22 protein-coding genes and 1 pseudogene are annotated in these 22335 nt (G+C 44.3%); 18 read left to right on the top strand and 5 right to left on the bottom strand.

Annotation, left to right across the window (positions count from 1 at the left end; translation table 11 throughout):
• Positions 1–43: 43 nt before the first annotated feature.
• The 13 genes from DVO77_RS12945 to glmU (DVO77_RS12885) all read left to right on the top strand — a co-directional run bounded on the left by DVO77_RS12945 (position 44) and on the right by glmU (DVO77_RS12885) (position 10858).
• Positions 44–832, top strand: a complete 789-nt coding sequence (locus DVO77_RS12945; protein WP_110458817.1) for a ParA family protein — start codon at positions 44–46, stop codon at positions 830–832.
• A 10-nt stretch (positions 833–842) separates the two neighbouring features.
• Positions 843–1721: a ParB/RepB/Spo0J family partition protein gene (locus tag DVO77_RS12940; protein WP_119978631.1), complete on the top strand. Its 879-nt coding sequence runs from the start codon at positions 843–845 to the stop codon at positions 1719–1721.
• Between the two features lie 223 nt (positions 1722–1944).
• Positions 1945–2328, top strand: a complete 384-nt coding sequence (locus DVO77_RS12935) for an ATP synthase subunit I (RefSeq protein WP_110458819.1) — start codon at positions 1945–1947, stop codon at positions 2326–2328.
• A 12-nt stretch (positions 2329–2340) separates the two neighbouring features.
• Entirely contained in the window at positions 2341–3171 is an 831-nt protein-coding gene (atpB, locus tag DVO77_RS12930) for a F0F1 ATP synthase subunit A (RefSeq protein ID WP_110458820.1), read from the top strand.
• A 32-nt stretch (positions 3172–3203) separates the two neighbouring features.
• The gene (atpE, locus tag DVO77_RS12925) at positions 3204–3461 is read left to right on the top strand and encodes a F0F1 ATP synthase subunit C (RefSeq protein ID WP_110458821.1); all 258 of its coding nucleotides are present in this window, start codon (positions 3204–3206) and stop codon (positions 3459–3461) included.
• A 27-nt stretch (positions 3462–3488) separates the two neighbouring features.
• Entirely contained in the window at positions 3489–3959 is a 471-nt protein-coding gene (atpF, locus tag DVO77_RS12920; protein ID WP_110458822.1) for a F0F1 ATP synthase subunit B, read from the top strand.
• 16 nt (positions 3960–3975) lie between these two features.
• On the top strand, positions 3976–4509 hold the full coding sequence (gene atpH, locus DVO77_RS12915; RefSeq protein ID WP_110458823.1) for a F0F1 ATP synthase subunit delta: 534 nt from the start codon (positions 3976–3978) through the stop codon (positions 4507–4509).
• A 14-nt stretch (positions 4510–4523) separates the two neighbouring features.
• A complete protein-coding gene (gene atpA, locus DVO77_RS12910; protein WP_119978630.1) occupies positions 4524–6065 on the top strand; it encodes a F0F1 ATP synthase subunit alpha in 1542 nt (513 codons plus the stop codon).
• Positions 6066–6113: 48 nt separating this feature from the next.
• Positions 6114–6974 carry a F0F1 ATP synthase subunit gamma gene (gene atpG, locus DVO77_RS12905; protein WP_110458825.1) on the top strand — a complete coding sequence of 287 codons (861 nt, stop codon included), beginning with the start codon at positions 6114–6116 and terminating at the stop codon, positions 6972–6974.
• Between the two features lie 35 nt (positions 6975–7009).
• On the top strand, positions 7010–8386 hold the full coding sequence (atpD, locus tag DVO77_RS12900; protein WP_110458826.1) for a F0F1 ATP synthase subunit beta: 1377 nt from the start codon (positions 7010–7012) through the stop codon (positions 8384–8386).
• A 31-nt stretch (positions 8387–8417) separates the two neighbouring features.
• Positions 8418–8846, top strand: coding sequence for a F0F1 ATP synthase subunit epsilon (locus DVO77_RS12895; RefSeq protein WP_119978629.1), 429 nt, complete (start codon positions 8418–8420; stop codon positions 8844–8846).
• Between the two features lie 165 nt (positions 8847–9011).
• Positions 9012–9371 (top strand): DsrE/DsrF/TusD sulfur relay family protein, encoded by a 360-nt coding sequence (locus tag DVO77_RS12890; protein ID WP_346252972.1) that lies wholly within the window; start codon positions 9012–9014, stop codon positions 9369–9371.
• Positions 9372–9493: 122 nt separating this feature from the next.
• Positions 9494–10858 carry a bifunctional UDP-N-acetylglucosamine diphosphorylase/glucosamine-1-phosphate N-acetyltransferase GlmU gene (glmU, locus tag DVO77_RS12885; RefSeq protein ID WP_119978628.1) on the top strand — a complete coding sequence of 455 codons (1365 nt, stop codon included), beginning with the start codon at positions 9494–9496 and terminating at the stop codon, positions 10856–10858.
• A gap of 103 nt (positions 10859–10961) precedes the next feature.
• Here glmU (DVO77_RS12885) and DVO77_RS12880 read toward each other — a convergent pair whose 3' ends face one another.
• Positions 10962–11624 (bottom strand): hypothetical protein, encoded by a 663-nt coding sequence (locus DVO77_RS12880; RefSeq protein WP_119978627.1) that lies wholly within the window; start codon positions 11622–11624, stop codon positions 10962–10964.
• Positions 11625–12253: 629 nt separating this feature from the next.
• Here DVO77_RS12880 and glmU (DVO77_RS12875) point away from each other — a divergent pair.
• From glmU (DVO77_RS12875) to glmS, 4 genes and pseudogenes are all read left to right on the top strand, one after another.
• A pseudogene (glmU, locus tag DVO77_RS12875) lies at positions 12254–12421 on the top strand (bifunctional UDP-N-acetylglucosamine diphosphorylase/glucosamine-1-phosphate N-acetyltransferase GlmU); the annotation flags it as partial.
• Between the two features lie 225 nt (positions 12422–12646).
• Positions 12647–14785, top strand: coding sequence for a TonB-dependent receptor (locus tag DVO77_RS12870; protein WP_119978626.1), 2139 nt, complete (start codon positions 12647–12649; stop codon positions 14783–14785).
• 194 nt (positions 14786–14979) lie between these two features.
• Positions 14980–15750, top strand: a complete 771-nt coding sequence (locus tag DVO77_RS12865; protein WP_110458847.1) for a DeoR/GlpR family DNA-binding transcription regulator — start codon at positions 14980–14982, stop codon at positions 15748–15750.
• Positions 15751–15793: 43 nt separating this feature from the next.
• Positions 15794–17623 (top strand): glutamine--fructose-6-phosphate transaminase (isomerizing), encoded by a 1830-nt coding sequence (gene glmS, locus DVO77_RS12860; RefSeq protein WP_110458830.1) that lies wholly within the window; start codon positions 15794–15796, stop codon positions 17621–17623.
• Positions 17624–17980: 357 nt separating this feature from the next.
• Here the strand turns inward: glmS and DVO77_RS12855 are convergent, their stop codons facing one another.
• The 4 genes from DVO77_RS12855 to DVO77_RS12840 all read right to left on the bottom strand — a co-directional run bounded on the left by DVO77_RS12855 (position 17981) and on the right by DVO77_RS12840 (position 20469).
• Positions 17981–18526, bottom strand: coding sequence for a porin family protein (locus DVO77_RS12855; RefSeq protein WP_110457002.1), 546 nt, complete (start codon positions 18524–18526; stop codon positions 17981–17983).
• 149 nt (positions 18527–18675) lie between these two features.
• A complete protein-coding gene (locus DVO77_RS12850; RefSeq protein WP_110457001.1) occupies positions 18676–18897 on the bottom strand; it encodes a DUF2061 domain-containing protein in 222 nt (73 codons plus the stop codon).
• Between the two features lie 185 nt (positions 18898–19082).
• On the bottom strand, positions 19083–19985 hold the full coding sequence (locus DVO77_RS12845; protein WP_119978625.1) for a 1,4-dihydroxy-2-naphthoyl-CoA synthase: 903 nt from the start codon (positions 19983–19985) through the stop codon (positions 19083–19085).
• Between the two features lie 130 nt (positions 19986–20115).
• Complete coding sequence (locus DVO77_RS12840) at positions 20116–20469, bottom strand: hypothetical protein (protein WP_110456999.1); 354 nt, start codon at positions 20467–20469, stop codon at positions 20116–20118.
• Positions 20470–20558: 89 nt separating this feature from the next.
• Here DVO77_RS12840 and ccoG point away from each other — a divergent pair, with 89 nt between their 5' ends.
• Entirely contained in the window at positions 20559–21986 is a 1428-nt protein-coding gene (ccoG, locus tag DVO77_RS12835; RefSeq protein WP_119978624.1) for a cytochrome c oxidase accessory protein CcoG, read from the top strand.
• Positions 21987–22335: the final 349 nt, after the last annotated feature.

The following is a 22335-nucleotide window of genomic DNA, read 5'->3' as shown; positions in this document are numbered from 1 at the left end:
AAACTGACCCTAAACCAGCTAACAAGATAGACAGGATAATATTGTGGGTAAAGTGATAGCCGTGGCCAACCAGAAAGGTGGTGTCGGAAAAACAACAACTTGTGTGAATTTAGCTGCATCTTTGGCTGCCACTAAGCGCAAAGTTTTGCTTATCGATCTTGATCCTCAAGGTAACGCAACTATGGGGAGTGGTGTCGACAAATACAGTGTCGAAAATACCGCCTATGAGCTGCTCGTTGAAGAAAAAAGTTTCGATGACATAGTGTATCGCGACACAACGGGTAAATACGATCTGATCGCCGGTAATGGTGACGTGACCGCTGCCGAAATTAAGTTGATGGAGTTTTTTGCCCGCGAAATTCGTCTTAGAAATGCACTTGCGCCTATCAAAGATGATTACGACTTTATCTTTATTGACTGCCCACCCTCGCTCAACATGTTGACGGTCAATGCCATGTCGGCTGCCGATTCAGTGCTTGTGCCTATGCAGTGTGAATATTACGCCCTCGAAGGCTTAACTGCACTCATGGACACCATCAGTAAGCTAGCCGCTATGGTTAATCCGGGGCTGTCTATCGAAGGGATCTTACGCACCATGTACGATCCGCGTAATCGATTATCAAATGATGTATCTGATCAACTTAAACAGCATTTTGGCGATAAAGTATATCGCACAGTGATCCCACGTAATGTGAGACTGGCCGAAGCCCCCAGTTTTGGTGCTCCGGCTATGTATTACGATAAGTCTAGTGCGGGGGCAAAGGCTTATTTGGCACTAGCAGGTGAAATTATTAGACGTGCAGAGCAACATTCTCAGTTAGAGCAAGCTTAAGGAAAAATTGATGACACCGAAAAAACGTGGCTTAGGTAAAGGATTAGATGCACTGCTAAGCACTAGCCATGCAGCGGCTAAAAATGTGACCTCACAGGATACAACGAGTGACAGCCATGAAGAGCTAAAGATGATTGCCGTGGACTTGCTGCAACCGGGTAAGTACCAGCCTCGTAAAGACATGTCACCCGAAGCGCTAGACGAGCTCGCTGAGTCTATTCGTAATCAAGGTATTATTCAGCCTATCGTAGTGCGCCGTATTTCTGATCAAGGATATGAGATTATTGCCGGCGAACGTCGCTGGCGTGCGTCACAGTTAGCTAACTTAGATAAAGTGCCTTGTATCATTAAACAGGTGCCCGATGAGTCGGCTGTCGTGATTGCATTAATTGAGAATATCCAGCGTGAAGATCTCAATGCGATGGAAGAAGCAATTGCATTAAACCGTTTAATTGAAGAATTTGACCTCACCCATCAACAAACTGCCGATGCTGTAGGAAAGTCGCGGACCACTGTATCTAATTTATTACGTTTGAATGGTTTAAATGAGCCAGTAAAACGCATGTTAGAGCATGGTGATATCGATATGGGCCACGCCAGAGCGTTACTTGCTGTCACTGGTGAAGAGCAGACTACACTGGCTAGATTAGTGAACGCTAAAGAGTTAACTGTTCGAGAAACTGAACGATTAATTAATAAAACCTTAAATCCACCTGAAATCGTCGATAAACCAGCAAAAGATCATGATGTTGCCCGTTTAGAGAGTCAGTTAATTGAAAAATTAGGTGCCAAAGTTTCTATTACCCATAATAAAAAGGGTAAAGGTAAAATGGTAATTAACTATCAAAACTTGGCTGAATTAGATGGTATTATTGGAAAAATCCGCTAATTATTACAAGTTAACGCAATATTATGTAATTTTGTGATATCTGTTAATCTGCCTCTTTTAGACTTTTGGAGTAGATCACGCGAAAAGTCTCGATTTTCCCTACCTTAAACTTGCTTTGAATGACCGAAAAGGTATACTTTCGCAAGCTTTTTGTACCTCGGGTTTGTGCGGATATTTATAATCCGTATATAGAAACAAAAAGTATGAATGCGGAGAAGGCAAATTGAGCAAGGTTTTAGCACATCGTGGCCGGTGGTCAGCTTATAAATTAGTTTTACTACAGGCAGCGATGACTGGATGTGTTTCTATTTTCTTTTTCGCTATGTGGGGGGAACAGTATGGTTTATCTGCTTTGGCAGGTGGCGCTATTGCTGTACTTCCTAATTTTGTGTTCGCAACCCTTGCTTTCTCCCATGTGGGAGCGCAAGCATCAGGAAAAGTCGTACGTTCTTTTTTCCTGGGGGAAGCGGTAAAGTTGCTGTTAACCATTGTGTTTTTTTCACTAGCATTTGGTTTGATGAAAGCGTCATTTATGCCGTTATTCGTCAGTTATCTACTTGTGTTAATCGTACCGTGGACAGCCCCTTTATACCTCAAACAAAATTAAGTGGGATTAATCATGGCGACAACTGGGGATGATACGTTAACTATAACGGCTTCCGACTATATCCAGCATCACCTGACTAATGCGAAAATGTGTTCCGCCGATGGTGGAATTGCTTTTAACTATGCATGTCAAGATGCGGGATTTTGGACTTGGCACATTGACTCACTTTTGTTTTCAGTTGGTCTAGGGGTTCTATTTTTGTGGTTATTCTACAAAGTAGGACGCAAGGCAACAATTGGTGTTCCAGGCAAGCTTCAATGTTTCGTTGAAATCTGCGTGGAAGGTGTAGATAAAATTGTAAAAGACTCATTTCATGGGAAAAATGCAGTTATCGCACCATTAAGTCTTACTATTTTCGTCTGGGTTTTCCTGATGAACTTAATGGACTTAGTCCCTATTGACTTTGTTCCTGAGGCCGCAAACAGATTATTAGGCGTACCTTACCTAAAAATTGTACCTACAACTGACTTGAATATTACTCTGGGCTTAGCTCTAAGTGTATTTGCGTTAATTGTTTTTTACAGTATCAAGGTTAAAGGTGTTGGTGGGTTCACTAAAGAACTGACTATGCAGCCTTTCAATCATTGGGCACTGATTCCAGTTAACTTTATTTTGGAAACAGTCACCTTGATTGCGAAGCCGATTTCATTATCGCTTCGTCTGTTTGGTAACCTGTATGCAGGTGAGTTGATCTTTATTCTGATAGCGCTGATGCCTTGGTGGGCGCAGTTTGTTTTATCAGTGCCTTGGGCAATTTTCCATATTTTGGTTATTACCCTACAGGCGTTTATCTTTATGATGCTTACGATTGTATATCTAAGCATGGCACATGAAGACCATTAATTTATTAAAATTAGATATTTACCGGAGATAAAATGGAAACTGTAATTAGTTTTACAGCAATAGCTGTCGCAATTATGATTGGCTTAGCAGCGCTAGGTACTGGTATTGGCTTTGCTATTCTAGGTGGTAAATTCCTAGAAGCTTCTGCTCGTCAACCAGAGCTTGCTCCTGCACTTCAAATTAAAATGTTCATTGTAGCTGGTCTACTTGATGCGATCTCAATGATTGCAGTTGGTGTTGCATTATTCTTCGTATTCGCTAACCCGTTCTTAGATCAATTAGCTGGCTAATCGTCCCCTTAGAAAGGAGTTGTCGTTATGAGTATTAACGCTACCCTGCTAGGCCAAGCGATTTCTTTTCTTCTCTTTGTGTGGTTTTGCATGAAGTTTGTATGGCCGCCATTGATGAACGCTATCGAAGAACGCCAGAAGAAAATTGCTGATGGTCTAGCTGATGCAGGACGTGCTGCAAAAGATTTAGAGTTAGCTCAGGTGAAAGCCACAGAGCAACTAAAAGACGCTAAAGCAACAGCAAACGAAATTATTGAGCAAGCGAATAAACGCAAAGCTCAGATCGTTGATGAAGCAAAAGTTGAAGCTGATACCGAGCGAGCGAAAATCATTGCTCAGGGTCATGCCGAAATTGAAAACGAACGTAATCGCGTGAAAGAAGATCTACGTAAGCAAGTAGCTGTATTAGCTATTGCTGGCGCAGAAAAGATTCTTGAACGTTCGATTGATGAAGCCGCACACAGTGACATAGTTAATAAACTTGTTGCTGAACTTTAAATAAGGAGCTTGAGTTATGGCTGAAATAACCACCATCGCTCGTCCTTACGCAAAGGCAGCTTTTGATTTCGCTCTTGAACAGAAAGCAGTAGAGAGTTGGGCAGAAATGCTGAACTTTGCCGCATTGGTGAGTGAAAACGAAACCATGCAGCCTTTATTGTCTGGCTCTTTAGCCAGCAGTAAGCTTGCAGAACTCTTTATTGGAGTTTGTGGTGAGCAGATCAATGAGCAAGCTCAGAATCTGTTAAAGGTAATGGCTGAAAACGGTCGTTTAGTTGCGCTACCAGCTGTTGCTCAACAATTTGTTGAGATGCAACGTGAGTATGCTAATGAAGTTGAAGCAGACATTGTTTCAGCTACAGAGCTAACCTCTGAGCAACTACAAGAGCTGAGCGCTTCTCTAGAGAAACGTCTAGCACGCAAAGTTAAGCTGAATTGCAGCATAGATACCAGCCTTATTGCTGGTGTAATTATCACGGCAGGAGACTTAGTCATTGACGGCTCGGTCCGCGGAAAAATTTCGCGTCTGTCTGATACGCTGCAGTCGTAATTGGGAGTTTGAGCATGCAACTGAATTCCACTGAAATCAGCGATCTGATTAAACAGCGGATCGAGCAGTTCGAAGTCGTTAGTGAAGCTCGCAACGAAGGTACTATCGTTGCAGTAAGTGACGGCATCATCCGCATCCACGGCCTAGCCGACGTGATGCAGGGTGAAATGATCGAGCTGCCTGGCAACCGTTTTGCAATCGCGTTGAACTTAGAACGTGATTCTGTCGGTGCCGTAGTAATGGGCCCTTATGCCTCTTTGGCTGAAGGCGATAAAGTTAAAACAACAGGCCGTATTTTGGAAGTACCTGTTGGCCGTGGTCTATTAGGCCGTGTAGTCAACACTCTAGGTGAGCCAATTGACGGTAAAGGACCTATCGATAGCGATGGTTTCTCACCTGTTGAAGTAATTGCACCTGGTGTAATTGAGCGTAAATCAGTTGATCAGCCAGTGCAAACTGGTTACAAAGCCGTTGACTCTATGATCCCTATCGGTCGTGGACAACGTGAATTGATCATTGGTGACCGTCAGATCGGTAAAACCGCTCTAGCGATCGACGCCATCATCAACCAAAAAAATTCTGGCATTAAGTGTGTGTACGTAGCCGTAGGCCAAAAGGCCTCTACAATCGCTAACGTAGTACGCAAGCTAGAAGAGCATGGCGCTTTGGCGAACACCATTGTTGTCGTTGCTACAGCTTCAGAAGCTGCTGCACTGCAATACTTGGCACCATACTCTGGTTGTACCATGGGTGAATACTTCCGTGACCGCGGTGAAGACTCACTAATCGTCTATGATGACCTGTCTAAGCAAGCAGTTGCTTACCGTCAGATCTCATTGCTGCTTAAGCGTCCTCCAGGACGTGAAGCATACCCAGGTGACGTATTCTATCTTCACTCTCGTCTGTTAGAACGTGCTTCACGTGTAAACGTTGAGTATGTTGAGAAGTTCACTAAAGGTGAAGTTAAGGGCAAAACTGGCTCTCTAACCGCACTGCCGATTATTGAAACTCAAGCAGGTGACGTTTCTGCATTCGTACCGACTAACGTAATTTCGATTACCGATGGTCAGATCTTCCTTGAAACCGACCTATTTAACTCTGGCCTACGTCCAGCGGTTAACCCAGGTATCTCAGTTTCTCGTGTTGGTGGTGCAGCGCAGACTAAGATCATCAAGAAACTGTCTGGTGGTATCCGTACCGCTCTTGCACAGTATCGAGAGCTTGCAGCGTTCTCACAGTTTGCATCTGATCTTGACGATGCAACTCGTGCTCAACTTGAGCATGGTGAGCGTGTTACCGAACTAATGAAGCAAAAGCAATATGCTCCAATGAGTATCGCTGAACAGTCTGTGTCTATTTTCGCAGCTGAAAAAGGTTACTTGAAGAGCGTTGAGCTGAACAAAGTTGGTAACTTCGAAGCGTCTCTGCTCTCTTTCATGAACAGTGAACATGCTGACCTAATGAAGACCATCAACGATACTGGCGATTATAATGCCGATATCGAAGGTGCGTTGAAGGCTAGCTTGGACAAGTTCGTCGAAACCCAAACCTGGTAAATTTTAGAGGTGCCTCAGGCACCTCAGGTCCAGAATTGGAGAGTAAAGATGGCCAACGCTAAAGAGATTAAAACCAAGATCGCGAGTGTTAAAAACACTCAGAAGATCACGTCTGCAATGGAAATGGTTGCCGCGAGCAAAATGCGTAAAGCACAAGATCGCATGTCAGCCAGTCGTCCATATGCAGAAAATATGCGTAAGGTGATCGGTCACGTGGCGCAAGGTTCTCTCGAATATAAGCATCCATATTTGGAAGTGCGAGAAGCTAAGCGTGTTGGTTACATTGTGGTGTCAACCGACCGTGGTCTTTGTGGTGGTCTGAACGTCAACCTTTTCAAGAAGGTTGTCGCAGACGTAAAGAAGCAGCGTGAAGCTGGTGCAGAAGTCGAATTCTGTGCAATTGGTGCACGTAGTGCGCAATTCTTCAATAGCTTTGGCGGACAGGTGTCTGCTTCTGCTTCAGGTTTAGGCGATGCCCCAAAGCTAGCCGACCTGATCGGAACAGTGCGTGTAATGCTACAAGCTTACAACGAAGGCAAACTGGACCGTTTGTACGTAGTATTCAACAAGTTTGTAAATACTATGACGCAAACCCCGGTGATCGAGCAGCTGCTACCTTTGCCTAAGTCTGAAAAAGATGAGTTTACTCATCAGTGGGATTATATCTATGAGCCAGATCCAAAAGTATTGTTAGATACTTTGTTGGTTCGTTTTGTTGAATCTCAGGTTTATCAAGGTGTTGTTGAGAATATTGCATCTGAGCAAGCGGCCCGTATGGTTGCTATGAAAGCTGCAACAGACAACGCTGGTGAACTTATTGATGACTTGCAGTTGGTCTATAACAAAGCCCGTCAGGCTGCGATTACGCAAGAGTTGTCGGAAATTGTTTCAGGTGCTGCCGCCGTTTAGGCTAGGTAACGAATACAAGTTTTAGAGGATTAATCATGAGCACAGGTACTGTTGTCCAAGTAATTGGCGCGGTTGTGGACGTAGAGTTTCCACATGATGCCGTACCTCAGGTATATGACGCTCTAGAGATCAAAAGTGAAGGCTTGGTGCTGGAAGTCCAGCAGCAACTTGGTGGTGGTGTAGTTCGTACCATCGCTATGGGTTCTTCAGATGGTCTGCGTCGTGGCCTAGAGGTTGTAAACTCTGGTTCACCAATTACTGTTCCGGTTGGGTCTGCGACCCTTGGCCGTATTATGAACGTATTGGGTGAGCCTGTTGATGAAGCGGGCCCAATCGGTGAAGAAGATCGCTATGTGATCCACCGTGAAGCTCCTTCGTATGAAGATCAATCAAGCACCACTGAACTTTTAGAAACGGGTATCAAGGTTATCGACCTTGTATGTCCATTTGCTAAGGGTGGTAAAGTTGGTCTGTTTGGTGGTGCTGGTGTTGGTAAGACCGTTAACATGATGGAACTTATTAACAACATCGCTAAAGCACACTCTGGTCTATCAGTATTTGCCGGTGTAGGTGAGCGTACTCGTGAGGGTAACGACTTCTACTACGAGATGGAAGATTCTGGTGTTCTCGATAAAGTGGCCATGGTTTATGGTCAGATGAACGAGCCTCCAGGAAACCGTCTACGTGTGGCACTGACAGGTCTAACAATGGCCGAGAAGTTCCGTGACGAAGGTAAAGACGTTCTTTTCTTCGTTGATAACATCTATCGTTACACCTTGGCGGGTACTGAAGTATCTGCACTGCTAGGCCGTATGCCATCAGCAGTAGGTTACCAGCCAACATTGGCTGAAGAGATGGGTGTACTTCAGGAGCGTATTACATCGACTAAGACAGGGTCTATTACCTCTGTTCAAGCCGTATACGTACCTGCGGATGACTTAACGGATCCATCACCAGCAACAACTTTCGCTCACTTAGATGCGACTGTTGTATTGTCACGTAACATTGCTTCACTGGGTATTTACCCAGCGGTTGACCCATTGGATTCGACTTCTCGTCAGCTTGATCCACAGGTTGTTGGCCAAGAGCATTACGATGTTGCTAACGGTGTTCAAACCGTACTTCAGCGCTACAAAGAGCTGAAAGATATCATTGCGATTCTCGGTATGGATGAATTATCTGATGAAGATAAAACGACTGTATTCCGTGCTCGTAAGATTGAAAAATATCTTTCACAGCCTTTCTTCGTTGCTGAAGTATTCACCGGTTCTCCAGGTAAGTACGTTTCTCTTAAAGACACCATTCGTGGCTTTAAGGGGATTCTAGAGGGTGAATTCGATCACCTTCCAGAGCAAGCGTTCTACATGGTTGGCTCAATCGACGAAGCTGTTGAGAAAGCTAACAAAAAATAACTAGGTCTTTGATTTAGTTTAAGGAGAACGGATGGCAGCCATGACAGTACAGCTTGATATGGTAAGCGCAGAGAATCATATATTTTCTGGTCGAGTAGCTCAGCTACAAATTTCCGGAATAGAAGGCGAGCTAGGTATTATGCCTGGTCACGCGGCTCTGCTAACAAGTATCAAACCTGGCATGGCGCGCATCGTCAAGCAAAATGGAAGTGAAGAGGTGTTTTATCTTTCGGGTGGTATCCTGGAAGTACAACCTTCTTCAATTTCAGTATTGGCTGACGTCGTTATGCGTGCCGATGAGATTGACGAGCAAGCAGCAGCTGAAGCTAAGCGTCGTGCAGAAGCCCATATGGCAAATGCTGGCGCAGACTTTAACTATGCAGCAGCAGAGGTTGAGTTAGCTCAAGCAGTTGCTCAGCTTCGCGTTGTCGAAACCATCAAAAAGAACATTGCCAGATAAGGTTATTGTTTGATTATGAAAGGCGGAAACCGAAAGGTTTTCGCCTTTTTTGTATCTAAAAATAAACCAACAATAATAAGGATCTTTTTTGGACGTGAGCCAGTTAAGTCTTTTGGCATTTAATCAGTGTTACTCTTTTCCCTTTCTACTTTAGCAAGAGGTTTTATGATGCAACAGATTCTCATTATCGTGAATGATGCCCCTTATGGCTCTGAGAGATTATTTAATGCATTACGTTTGGCGATACAACTCAATGAACAAGAATCTCCACCAGCAAAGGTAAAGTTATTCTTGTTATCAGATGCGATCACCGCGGTACTACCTAAACAGAACCCCAGTGAAGGCTACAATTTGCAACAGATGCTAGAGATCGTTATAGCTCAGGGGGGGGAGGTGAAATTTTGTGGTTCTTGTATGCAGGCTCGTGGGCTCAGCGAATTGGTGGTGATTGAAGGGTGCCAAGTTGCCACTATGGATGATTTAGCCCAATGGGTATTAACCACTGATAAAAGCGTGACTTTTTAACGATTAACAATGAGTGATGCTTTAATGGGGGGGAAGTCGCTTTTACATGCTCAATCCATTAAAATCACCCCCACAAAAGTTGACCTCATTATTTAAACCAGCATTAGCTCAAGGATAACCCCATGGCACTGAATGTAGTGATTTTGGCCGCAGGCAAGGGAACCCGCATGCGCTCAGATCTCCCGAAAGTTCTTCACCCTATTGCCCATAAAAGTATGGTGCAACATGTGATTGATACCGCGCATAACGTGGGCAGCGATACGATTCAGCTGGTGTATGGCTATGGTGCTGATAAGCTGCAAGCGAGCTTAGGTGAGCAGCAACTTAACTGGGTATTACAAGCTGAGCAACTGGGAACGGGTCACGCTGTGGCACAAGCCAATGACAATATTAATGATGACGATACCGTGCTGATTTTATACGGTGATGTGCCCTTGATTCAGCCATCGACTCTCGAGGCGCTACTTGCTGCCCGTGCAGCGAATGGCTTAGCTATCTTAACCGTTAACCTGCCTAACCCAACGGGATATGGCCGTATCGTGCGCGATGCGGGTAAAGTCGTTGGTATTGTCGAGCAAAAAGATGCCAATGCCGAGCAGCTAGCCATTAATGAAGTGAATACCGGTATTATGGCTGCGCCAGGTAAACAGTTAAAAGAATGGCTGGGGCAATTATCAGCGAATAACGCGCAAGGTGAATATTATCTTACCGACATAGTGGCTATGGCTCATCGCGATGGGGTTGCGATTACCACAGCCCAACCAGAGTCCGCTATCGAAGTGGAAGGCGCTAATAATCGCGTACAGTTAGCCCAACTTGAACGTGCTTATCAAGCCCGCGCCGCTGAAAAACTGATGCTGGCTGGGGCTAACCTTAGAGATCCTGCGCGTATCGATATTCGCGGCGACGTCAGTGTGGGTATGGATGTGATGGTCGATGTGAATGTGATATTCCAAGGTAAAGTGACCATAGGTAATAACGTGACCATTGGCGCTGGCGCGATTTTAATTGACTGTGACATTGCCGATAACGCTGAAATCAAACCTTATTCGATTGTTGAAAATGCCATTGTTGGCGAAAAAGCCAGCGCAGGGCCTTTTGCACGTTTGCGCCCCGGCGCCGAACTTAAACGTGATGCCCATATTGGTAATTTCGTAGAGATGAAAAAAGCCGTGTTAGGTGAAGGCTCTAAAGCGGGGCATCTTGCCTATATTGGCGATGCGCAAATTGGTGCGGGAGTGAATATCGGTGCGGGTACCATCACCTGTAATTATGATGGCGCCAATAAACATCTTACAGTGATTGAAGATAATGTGTTTGTAGGTAGTGACACTCAGCTTGTTGCGCCTGTCACCATAGGTAAGGGCGCTACATTGGGGGCGGGTTCAACCATAACCCGTGATGTAGCGGCCGATGAGTTGGTCATTACTCGCGTCAAGCAGCGCCACTTAAGCGGCTGGACTCGTCCCGTTAAGCTTAAGAAGTAAAACAGGGTATTAAGTTTGGACTTGAGTCCAACAAAAAAGCGACCTTACAGGGTCGCTTTTTTGCTTTCAGACCTAAACTGCAGTTTTGACAGCTGTTTCTACTTTATTTAACAGTGAGCTTGCTAGGATCGTCGGTGGCTATATAGATGGCTTTCAACTGTTTCTCACCATATTTATTTACGCTAGTATTGGTAAAGGTATAGTTTTTAGAAAACTTTGAAAATTCAGTCAATTCCTCTTTCTTTAATTCGTCATAGTTGAGCGATAGTGTACAAATTCTTCCTGCGCATGCGTATGACTCAGCATAATAGTTGGTATTATGAAACACCTTAAGATTTTGTGAAAGTTGATACTCTCGCGTTTCTGACTGTTCTGTAGGAGCAATATTTTTGATTTTTAATATCAACTCATCTAGGTTATCTATAGTGAAGAAGTCTTGTAACGCATCTTTAGATATAACGTCATTTTCAAGTACAAAGGCGTTGGTGATGGATTCACCGCTATTGAAATCAGATTCACTCAATTTATCAGAACTTTCAGAAGGTTCGGTATGTTGAGTGGGCTTTATGACCTTGACACTATTTTTGTTACCGAGATTGGTAACCGTGGTTTTATCCAGGTTTTTTATATCGCTGTTACTGTCTATGATTGAACTATCTGAGAGAAGTTCGAGCGGGGGGGGCTTTACTGACACCGGCTGGTTGAAAAAATGATAGGTAAATACCGTAAGTACCGCTAATAAACCAAATATAAATCCCTTTTTCATGCTAAATCCTTTATAAAAGTGAACACTAATGTTGTTCACTTTTTGTTGTGCTCGTCAATAATAACTCAAAGACTATTTACTGCAGCTGTATGTTGCATTCTATGGGCCCACTAGAGCATTTCATTGTAATATTACCATTACTTCCTACTTCAACTGTCATCTCGCCACTAGGGCAACCGCAAGTAATTGCAAAGGCATTAGTGCTTAAACCCAGAAATATTAGAAGTGATAATGCTATTTTTTTTCATATTTAAATCCTTTTAAGTAAGTTGCTTGATTGTTATTTTGTTATTTTTTTATTGTTGTGTCAATGCTGTTTTTAGATGTTTGCCATATAGGAAATTGCAAGTAATGGCCAATAGCAACTAATAAGCAAATATTGAAGTATCCTTATCGACACTTCTACCCAATTTAAAATGGTAATTCTGTCCAGATAGATAAAGCCGTACAAAATGAGGAAGCTTGGTAAGTTAGTTAAATATTAAGATAAGTAGCCTTATTTTTGCTGAAGTAAATAATTTGAAAATAAAGTTAAGTAGGTCGCTTTTTTATATCTGTTTATGAATACTGCTTGTCGGCAAGGCTGATTAATTTGTTGTAAGAATGAGATTTTTACCAAGTTCTGAGGAGTTGGTTGTGACACTCAGCTTGTCGCACCAGTAACTACTGGCAAGGGTGCGACTCTCGGAGCCGGTTCTACCATAACCCTTGATGTAGCGGCCGATGAGTTGGTCATTACTCGCGTCAAGCAGCGCCACTTAAGCGGCTGGACTCGTCCCGTTAAGCTTAAGAAGTAAAACAAGGTATTAAGTTTGGACTTGAGTCCAACAATTAAGCGACCTTACAGGGTCGCTTTTTTATTGCCAGCTCATTGAGGTGCATGAAATTTAACCGTTAAGGCGCAATAAATTGAACTGGCTCACTTTGCATTGTAAAGAGATGTAAAGAAGCTTAAATAAAAACAATTCTCATTTATATTTAGCGCAACTTTTTCTGTTGTCGTTTTTAGTTATGGGGTTGTTATGTCAATGAAGGGCGCTACGTTTAAATACTCGAGTGTAGGTTTAGCGGTTGTAGCTGCATTAGCTAGTGTGTCTGTTTCGGCTGATGAAGCGGGCAATACTACTGCCGATGCTAGCATAGAACGTATTACGGTTACCGGCCGTACCTTTAACGATTATAAAGTGGGTGTAGCTTCTGGCGCTATGCGTGGCGATATTGACTTAATGGATACCCCTCAATCAGTTAGCGTTATCCCTGATTTCGTCATTGACGAGCAACTCGCCACTAACCTTTCTGAGGTGTTGGTTAATGATTCCAGTGTCACCGGTGGTAGTGAGAAATGGAACCGCCAAGTGTTTAATATTCGCGGTTTTGAACTCTCTTCTGGTTCAGGATTCTTGATTAACGGCCAGCAACAGTGGTCTCACTATGTACAACCTATCGAGACATTACAGCAGGTTGAGGTCTTAAAGGGACCATCTAGTATGCTATATGGTCAGTCTGGTCCTGGTGGACTTATCAATATGGTCACTAAAAAAGCCAGCGGTGAATCTTTACTTGAGCTTGGTTTCGATACTGACGAATATGGATCTACCCGTCTAAAACTCGATGCTGGTGGTAGTTTAAATGAAGCACAAACTATGCGCTATCGCACTGTGTTGGTTAAGCAAGATACACAATACTGGCGTGATTATCAGGATGACACTAATCAAGAGCGTGATCGTTGGTTAGGCTACTTAAATCTAGAGTTTGACATTACCGACGATCTTCTTTTGTCACTCAAATATGATCATACCCAAGATAAAACCGGTATTGACCGTGGCGGTTGGTTAAATAGTGATGGTGAGTTGATTGGTGGCCGTGACATTATCTGGGATATGCCATGGGCGTTTACCGACAATACTATTACTAATTTGGGCGCCGAACTGACCTACCACATCAATGATGATTGGAAAGTTAAAGCCGGTTATAACGACCAACAGTTTAATCGTCAGCGCCTAGACTCATTGCCAAGTTTAGCTAAAGGTTCTGAAGATCCATTTAAAGATGGTTATACCATCAGCCCATTCGATCGTTATGACGATTGGCAGCACAAAACTGGCTTTGTTGATATCACGAGCAAGTTCAGCACGGGCAGTTTTGAGCATCAGTTCTTAATCGGCGCCAATATGCTTGACTACTATTATGGTCAGTTAAAAGATGCTGGCACTAGAGGCCAACCCGTGATGCCTGGCCAACCACTCCCTAGTCCCGATCTGGATTATCACAGAGACAGCACCAAGTCTGAGAGTGATTACAAACATTATGGTTTCTACATTCAGGATCTCGTGAGCATTAACGACAGCTGGAAGGTATTGGCGGGCGTGCGTTATGACGAGCAGAAAAAAGAGGGTGAGGGTAATAATAGCTATGCCGTGTCGCCTAAGTTTGGCGTGATCTACTCGCCAACGGACAACGGTAGCATCTATGTTAACTACTCTAAGAGCTTCACGCCGCAAGGGCAAGTTAACGATGCCGAAGATATTAACGATAAGATGAACCTTAATCCTGAGTATGGTGAGCAATACGAAATCGGGACTAAGTGGGAGTTTTTTGATGGCAGCTTGCTATTGACGGGTGCCGTATTTGATATCACAGTCTCTAACGTCACCGTCACCGAAGAGCTTGATGTTATCTCTAGCGCGGGTAAGCAAACCATTACCACCCAAAGCGGTGAGCAACGCCATAAAGGCTTCGAGGTAGGTGCACAGGGACAAGTCAGTGATCAGTGGTTTGTAACTAGCTCTATGATGTACCTTGATGCAGAGTATGTTCGTCCCGAAGCAGATAGCTTAAACGGTAAGACACCAGTGGATGCGCCTGAATGGTCGGCAAACGTCTGGACTCGTTATGAGATGACTGATGATTTAGCGTTTAACTTTGGTGCTATTTATGTTGGTGAGCGTTTTGCCAACACCAGCAACAGCATCAGCAAAGATAGCTATGTACGTTTCGATATGGGGGCAGCTTATACCATGGACGTCATGGGCAGTGATGTCAGCGTACGCCTGAATGTGAAGAACCTATTCGATACCGATTACCTAGCGGGTGGCACTAATACCGATGTCACGGTAGGTGAAGGGCGTCACTTTGGTTTGGCGTTAGAAGCTAAGTTCTAAACAAGCTAAGTGTGGGAGAAGCCAAATGGCTGAGTCCGATTAATATCGCTGTAAGCTAAAGCATATTCATAAGCCTCTATCTTTCGATAGGGGCTTTTTTATGACCGATTTTTATAAAGTTGGCTTTCGATACTGACAAAAAAGTTTCGTTTCATTATAATCAGCTTTCGAAACGAAACTTAATAGCCACTTTTATGAATAAACGCAACACTCAACAGCGTCGACATAGCATTATCGCCATCCTCAATGAGCAAGGTGAAGTGAGTGTTGATGAGTTATCGTTACGTTTCGATACCTCTGAAGTTACCATTCGCAAAGATTTAGCCGCTTTAGAAAAAACCGGTCTTTTGCTGCGCCGTTACGGTGGCGCGGTTGCCATGCCCGATGAAGTCACTCAGCAATTTAGTGCTAAGGTTGCACCTAATAAATTAGCCATTGCCGCAGCAGCGGCTAAATTAATTAAAGATCATAACCGCATCATTATCGACAGTGGCAGTACGACCTCGGGTTTAGTGCAGCAGCTTAATGATAAGCGTGGCTTAGTGGTGATGACCAATGCGCTGCAATTGGCCAATGCCATACATGAGTTGGAAAACGAACCGACATTATTGATGACTGGTGGCACGTGGGACCCACACTCTGAATCCTTTCAAGGACAAGTTGCCGAACAGGTATTACGTTCATATAACTTTGACCAACTGTTTATCGGCGCTGACGGCATAGATCTCGAGCGTGGCACCACCACTTTTAATGAATTGACCGGCCTGAGCAAAGTGATGGCCGAAGTCTCGCGCGACGTTATCGTGATGGTTGATTCAGATAAAGTTGGCAAACGAATACCGAATTTAGAGTTGGCATGGCAACAGATAAGCGTGCTGGTGACCGACGACCGCATTGATTGCGCGGTGGTGAAAAAAATTACCGAGCAAGGCGTAGAAGTGATCTTAGCGCCTTACTCAAACTAATTATTACTTTTAAATCTTAAGATTAGCGTGTAGGAAAAACATTATGTGTGGAATTGTTGGCGCAGTAGCGCAACGGGATGTTGCAGAAATTTTGGTCGAGGGGTTACGTCGCCTCGAATACCGCGGTTATGACTCGGCAGGTGTGGCGGTTATTCACAATGGCGAGCTCAAGAGCACTCGCCGCGTAGGTAAAGTGCAGGAGCTCTCTTGCGCGCTAGAGCAAACGCCATTAGCGGGCGGCACAGGTATCGCCCACACTCGTTGGGCTACCCATGGTGAGCCAAGTGAGCGTAATGCCCATCCACATCAATCATCTGGCGACATTGCCGTGGTGCATAACGGCATTATTGAGAACCACAATAAACTGCGTGCAATGCTAAAAGGCTTAGGTTACGTATTTACCTCTGATACCGATACCGAGGTGATTTGTCACTTGGTGCATCACGAGCTTAAGTCGCACGATACCTTATTGGCAGCGGTACAGGCGACGGTAAAACAGCTAGAAGGTGCTTACGGCACTGTGGTGATTGACCGTCGTGATTCTGAGCGCATGATCGTGGCACGTTCTGGTAGTCCGTTGGTGATTGGCTATGGCTTAGGCGAAAACTTTGTCGCCTCCGATCAGCTAGCACTATTACCAGTGACTCGCTCTTTTGCTTTCTTAGAAGAAGGCGATGTGGCCGAAGTGACTCGACGCCAAGTCTCAATTTTCGATATTGACGGTAATCCTGTTGAGCGCGAAGTGAAAGAGTCTGAAGTGACTCATGATGCGGGTGATAAAGGCGAATACCGTCACTATATGCTCAAAGAAATTTATGAGCAGCCACGTGCGATTGCCCATACCTTAGAAGGGCGTATTGCTGGTGGTCAGGTATTGGACTCGGCGTTTGGCGACAATGCTGCAGCGTTTTTAAAAGACATTAAACACGTGCAGATCATTGCCTGTGGTACCAGTTATCACGCCGGCATGGCGGCGCGTTATTGGCTTGAAGATTGGGCGGGTGTGTCATGCAACGTCGAAATCGCCTCTGAGTTCCGTTACCGTAAATCTCACCTGTTCCCCAATAGCTTGTTAGTGACTATCTCTCAATCGGGTGAAACGGCCGATACGCTTGCTGCACTGCGTCTTGCTAAAGAGATGGGTTACAAAGCCACCATGACCATCTGTAATGCGCCGGGTTCATCTTTGGTGCGTGAATCTGATATGGCTTACATGATGAAAGCGGGCGCCGAAATTGGTGTTGCGTCAACCAAAGCCTTTACCGTGCAATTAGCTGGACTGCTGATGTTAACGGCTGTGATTGGTCGTCATAATGGGATGTCTGACGAGATGCAAGCAAAAATCACCCAGAGCCTACAATCTATGCCAGCCAAAGTGGAGCAAGCACTGGGCTTAGATGACGCCATTGCCGAACTGGCGGAAGACTTTGCCGACAAGCATCATGCCCTGTTTTTAGGCCGTGGCGATCAGTACCCTATCGCGATGGAAGGTGCGCTAAAGCTAAAAGAGATCTCTTATATTCATGCCGAAGCTTATGCTTCAGGTGAGCTTAAGCATGGCCCGCTAGCACTTATCGATGCCGATATGCCAGTGATTGTCGTTGCACCAAACAACGAGTTACTGGAAAAGCTTAAGTCAAACGTGGAAGAAGTGCGTGCCCGCGGTGGGTTAATGTATGTGTTTGCTGACAAAGATGCCAAATTTGAGTCAGACGACACCATGAAGGTGATCCCCATTCCTCATTGTGATGAGTTTATGGCACCACTGATCTACACCATTCCATTACAGTTACTGTCATATCATGTGGCACTGATTAAAGGTACCGATGTGGATCAGCCACGTAACCTAGCCAAATCGGTGACAGTTGAGTAAAAGACAACTTTTGCTACATCGATAGCTAAATAATGCTGTTGTATGTTTAGTCTTGAAAATACGTTAATGCTGTTTATTAGACCAGTAGCCAGAGCTACTGGTCTTTTTTATACTTTTGATTTAGCGTTTTCATCATCGAATTCAAGTATGGCCTCACTCATTACTGAGTTCATTAGCCATAATCTTACGTACACAAAAGGCTCACTAGCGATATGCGGTGCCTCATTTGTGATTGGACATAGAGACTATTCAGCAATACCTCTATCTGGTGTAGTGGCGAGTTTGTTAGGATGTTTTTCACCCTGGGCTTACTGCGAATGGTTTATATGTGTGTTGTTCTAGCGTCGATTCATAACATTAGAAACGATAGCCGAGATTGAAAGTAAGCGTATGGGTATCGAGTAAATTCATTGCTTGAAAATGGTAGGTAAGGCCGAGATCCATACCCGATGCAAACTCCATACGCCAGCCTAAACCTGCAAGTAGTCCCATATCATCATCGGTGAATCTACGGTCGTTGTCGTTGGTATCTGTAAATTTCAGCCTGTACTGGTTAGCGCCAAGTTTAAACACTAAACGATTTCTTTTAGATAGGGGGAGTGTATACAGTGCTGCTGCTCGGAAGCTATCAACATCATCCAGTTGATTGCCAATGCTAAATAGGTTGGTGAGAAATACATCTTGTCTCATGTAGCCCAATTCCAGCCCCCACTGAGGGGTAAACTGGTAGCGGTAGGCAAGATCATAGTGAGTTTGAAAGTCATCACCATTGATAACCTTGTCTGATGAGACGTTGGTTTCTCCAATACCTGCACCTATTGATAAAGCGTGTTGGTAATCATTTGCAAATGAGCATGGGGAAATAAATAAACATATGACAGCGGCGGTAACTAAGGTTTTCATAACAATCCTTTGTGAAGTGATAACAACTAGATATCTGGATTGTTTTATAGCAGAGTTTTATGTTTAGGGAATAGCTAATTTTTACGCCCCACACTGCAAAGTAACCATAGTGTTGGGCGAATAGCTTAAATTATGTTGATTATATAGCGCTAAGCACTAACGTATAGCTGATGGTTCTTCTTTATTGCATTAGCGGTTTGCCTGCTTTCTATCCGTTTCCACACTTTGTCATGGAAGTAGAACACAACTGTGTTTACTGCAGGTTCAATCAAGGCTATAGCACCACCTATGACAATACTGCCTGTTAATAGGTACGTAATTGTGAAAGCAACGCTGAAATGTAGTATTGCAAAAGTGAATGTCTTAGCCATAATGAAGCTCCTCTTTAATTATTAAATGATAATCATTATCACCTTCAGTTTAAAGAGATAAATGTCGATAGGCTTAAAAGAGTTTTTAGATTGGCGCAGATATGTACAACTAATTAATAGAATAAAGCCGCAGTGATGCGGCTTTATTCTATGGGCGTGAGCACACAGAGGCTAGATATTTGTGGTTAATAGTGCCAAGGGAACTTAGAAAAGTCTTGCTCACGCTTCTCTAAAAAGGCATCTCTGCCTTCTATGGCTTCATCGGTGCCGTAGGCTAAACGAGTCGCTTCGCCAGCAAACAGTTGTTGGCCGACGAGTCCATCATCGGGCAAGTTAAAGCCGTATTTAAGCATGCGCATGGCGGTGGGGGATTTCGAATTGATCTCTTTGCCCCAATTTAATGCTTCGATTTCCAGCTCTGCATGGGGCACCGAGCGATTGACCATGCCCATATCGAACGCCTCATCGGCACTGTAATTAAAGCCTAAAAAGAAAATTTCACGGGCTCGCTTTTGACCAATCATCTTAGCAAGATAGGCGCTACCGTAACCGGAATCGAAACTGCCCACATCGGGATCCGTTTGCTTGAATATGGCATGTTCTTTCGACGCGAGAGTGAGGTCACATACCACGTGTAGGCTATGACCACCGCCGACCGCCCAACCAGGAACGACCGCAATCACCACTTTAGGCATAAAGCGGATAAGGCGTTGCACTTCCAAGATATGCAACCGTCCCATACGAGCGATATCGGGCTTACCCTCTTCAGCACCTTCATATTTGTAGCCATCTTTGCCACGAATGCGTTGATCGCCGCCGGCACAAAAAGAGTACTGCCCTTTAGCCGATGGGCCGTTACCAGTTAATAGTACGCAGCCAACATCAGACCATTGGCGCGCATGATCTAAAGCGGTATAGAATTCATCAACGGTTTTAGGGCGAAATGAGTTAAGACAATCTGGGCGATTGATAGCAATACGTACCGTGCCTTGCTCTTTAGCTCTGTGATACGTGATATCTTCAAATGCAAATCCGCTGACTTGCTCCCAAAGGCTTGGGTCAAAAATATCGGAAACTTGGTCTGTCATATTGATTACCTTGTGTCTGTATTGTCAATTGAGACGGATCGCCCAAGGCTAGGCTCAATCGTTATAGAGGTCAATTATGGATATAAAAACCGTGCGCTGGGTGCGGCATCGATATCGGCGTTAGTGGGGGTTATCGTAATTTATCGCATATGAATAATTGGTTGTCGCGGCTTAATATCGTAAAGCGACTGGCGTTATCACCGCAGTATTGCTGTTTATAAGCCATGACGGATTGCTCGGATTCGAAAATATCCTCTAACGCGGCCTGTTCTGCCTTATTGAGTCGGTTAGCGATTTCAGCTTTTAGTTGAGATAAATGATTATCGACTTTAATAATTTTTGTGCCTGTCATTGAGTCGAGTTTACGCTCAGCCTTTTGCATGAGTGCATCGGCTTGAGCCATTGGCTCATCGAGCTTATTGGTTTCGGTTGCAAGGTAATAGAGTAGCCCTGCGCCTGCGCCTAAAATAATCCAGCCTCTCATTATTTCTCCAACCATGATGAACAATTTGTGATAGAAAAGGTATAATAAGCCAGTTTTCATGGAATATTAAAGCTGTAAGGCTGTTAAATATGAACGCAGAATCAAATAAAAAGGACTATTCGAAGGTTGAGCGGATCAAAATTCATCAGCCTGATGTACATAAGTCCGACCGCTTCAATCCCCGCAATCGTATTTATGTCAGAGCAATACAAGGGTTTTGGACCCAGCTGCGCCGCCGTTTAGGTTGGGTCGCAATATTGTTCTTCCTTATATTACCTTGGATCCCATGGGGTAATAGGCAAGCGGTATGGTTTAACCTAGGTGAGCAAAAGTTTCACATCTTTGGGTTGACCATTTGGCCGCAAGATTTAACCCTGTTAGCCGCACTCTTAATGATAGCCGCCTTTGGGTTGTTTTTTGTGACCACCTATCTTGGTCGAGTCTGGTGTGGCTACACCTGTCCACAAACGGTCTGGACCTTTATCTTTATTTGGTTTGAAGAAAAGCTTGAAGGTGCACGCAACAAGCGCATTAAGCTTGACCAAATGCCATGGAGCTTTAATAAGGTATGGCGTAAAACCGCAAAGCACCTCGCTTGGTTGCTGGTGTCCTTGTTAACAGCCATGACCTTTGTTTCCTATTTTGTGCCCACCACAGAAGTGTATGCCGAGGTATTCAGTGGTACCGCGTCTGGTGGGGTTTACTTTTGGGTCATGCTTTTTACCTTAGCGACTTATGGTAATGCTGGTTGGATGCGTGAAATCATGTGTACCCACATGTGTCCCTACGCTCGTTTTCAATCGGCGATGTTCGATAAGAATACCTATATTGTTGGCTATGACACCAAACGGGGTGAAGCCCGAGGCCCTCGTTCGCGTAAAGCCGACCCTAAAGAGTTAGGTTTAGGTGATTGCATCGATTGTGACTTATGCGTTCAAGTGTGCCCGACAGGTATCGATATTCGTAACGGTTTACAATATGAATGCATTAACTGCGGAGCATGTATTGATGCTTGCGATAACACCATGGAGCGTATGGGGTATCAAAAAGGCTTGATCGCTTACACCACCGAAAACAAACTCGATGGGGTAAAAGAGAAAGTGTTAAGGCCAAAGCTGGTGGGTTACGGTGCAGTGTTAGCCATCATGATAGTTATCTTTGTCTATGCCAGTGCCACTATTGCCCCTGTTCGTGTTGATATTATCCGCGACCGCAATCAGCTATTTAGAGTCAACAATCAAGGATTAATTGAAAACACCTTCACATTAAAGATACTCAATAAGACCGAAGCGCCGCATGAGTATCAGTTGGGCGTAGAAGGATTACCCAACTACAAATGGTATGGCCCGCAAACGGTCACCATTAATGGTGGCGAAGTGTTAACTCTGCCAATCAGTGTTGCGGTCGATCCTGTTGAGCTTTCGCGCCCCATGATAAAAATCGACTTTAAAGTGTCGACTATCTTAGATGGTGAAAAGGTAGAGGCTACACAAGAATCGCGATTCTTCGGCCAATAGGCGCCAACAAGTGTACGAACACAAATAAAAAAGGGGCTGATTAGCCCCTTTTTTATACGTATCGTTTGATAAGTATGCACTCAATAGTAAAAGCGTTACTTTCTTTCAAAAAGCCCTTGCGCCCATCCGAGAACTGCCTATAATGCGCATCCACTGACACGGCACAGCAGGCCAACTACCTAGGTAGTACGGGACTTGCAGCTAAGTCAGCATCTCTTTTAACAAAGAGGTGCGAGTTAAACTCTTCGGAGATTTGATTCAGGTGATAAGCGCTTTTTAAGGGCTTCGATTGATGACTTCTGCTTAAGAAATCATCGCTTGGAAAACTTCTTAAAATAAGCACTTGACG

Origin of the sequence: Shewanella algidipiscicola, assembly GCF_003605125.1 — a bacterium.
In the GTDB taxonomy this organism is placed as follows: Bacteria; Pseudomonadota; Gammaproteobacteria; order Enterobacterales; family Shewanellaceae; genus Shewanella; species Shewanella algidipiscicola.
This window is presented reverse-complemented; position numbering and strand designations above follow the sequence as displayed.

Excerpts from the sequence above, each read along its gene's own strand:
- DVO77_RS12940 (WP_119978631.1), top strand. The coding sequence starts at position 843 with ATGACACCGAAAAAACGTGGCTTAGGTAAAGGATTAGATGCACTGCTA.
- atpB (WP_110458820.1), top strand. The coding sequence starts at position 2,341 with ATGGCGACAACTGGGGATGATACGTTAACTATAACGGCTTCCGACTAT.
- atpE (WP_110458821.1), top strand. The coding sequence starts at position 3,204 with ATGGAAACTGTAATTAGTTTTACAGCAATAGCTGTCGCAATTATGATT.
- atpF (WP_110458822.1), top strand. The coding sequence starts at position 3,489 with ATGAGTATTAACGCTACCCTGCTAGGCCAAGCGATTTCTTTTCTTCTC.
- atpH (WP_110458823.1), top strand. The coding sequence starts at position 3,976 with ATGGCTGAAATAACCACCATCGCTCGTCCTTACGCAAAGGCAGCTTTT.
- atpA (WP_119978630.1), top strand. The coding sequence starts at position 4,524 with ATGCAACTGAATTCCACTGAAATCAGCGATCTGATTAAACAGCGGATC.
- atpG (WP_110458825.1), top strand. The coding sequence starts at position 6,114 with ATGGCCAACGCTAAAGAGATTAAAACCAAGATCGCGAGTGTTAAAAAC.
- atpD (WP_110458826.1), top strand. The coding sequence starts at position 7,010 with ATGAGCACAGGTACTGTTGTCCAAGTAATTGGCGCGGTTGTGGACGTA.
- DVO77_RS12895 (WP_119978629.1), top strand. The coding sequence starts at position 8,418 with ATGGCAGCCATGACAGTACAGCTTGATATGGTAAGCGCAGAGAATCAT.
- DVO77_RS12890 (WP_346252972.1), top strand. The coding sequence starts at position 9,012 with ATGATGCAACAGATTCTCATTATCGTGAATGATGCCCCTTATGGCTCT.
- glmU (WP_119978628.1), top strand. The coding sequence starts at position 9,494 with ATGGCACTGAATGTAGTGATTTTGGCCGCAGGCAAGGGAACCCGCATG.
- DVO77_RS12880 (WP_119978627.1), bottom strand. The coding sequence starts at position 11,624 with ATGAAAAAGGGATTTATATTTGGTTTATTAGCGGTACTTACGGTATTT.
- DVO77_RS12870 (WP_119978626.1), top strand. The coding sequence starts at position 12,647 with ATGTCAATGAAGGGCGCTACGTTTAAATACTCGAGTGTAGGTTTAGCG.
- DVO77_RS12865 (WP_110458847.1), top strand. The coding sequence starts at position 14,980 with ATGAATAAACGCAACACTCAACAGCGTCGACATAGCATTATCGCCATC.
- glmS (WP_110458830.1), top strand. The coding sequence starts at position 15,794 with ATGTGTGGAATTGTTGGCGCAGTAGCGCAACGGGATGTTGCAGAAATT.
- DVO77_RS12855 (WP_110457002.1), bottom strand. The coding sequence starts at position 18,526 with ATGAAAACCTTAGTTACCGCCGCTGTCATATGTTTATTTATTTCCCCA.
- DVO77_RS12850 (WP_110457001.1), bottom strand. The coding sequence starts at position 18,897 with ATGGCTAAGACATTCACTTTTGCAATACTACATTTCAGCGTTGCTTTC.
- DVO77_RS12845 (WP_119978625.1), bottom strand. The coding sequence starts at position 19,985 with ATGACAGACCAAGTTTCCGATATTTTTGACCCAAGCCTTTGGGAGCAA.
- DVO77_RS12840 (WP_110456999.1), bottom strand. The coding sequence starts at position 20,469 with ATGAGAGGCTGGATTATTTTAGGCGCAGGCGCAGGGCTACTCTATTAC.
- ccoG (WP_119978624.1), top strand. The coding sequence starts at position 20,559 with ATGAACGCAGAATCAAATAAAAAGGACTATTCGAAGGTTGAGCGGATC.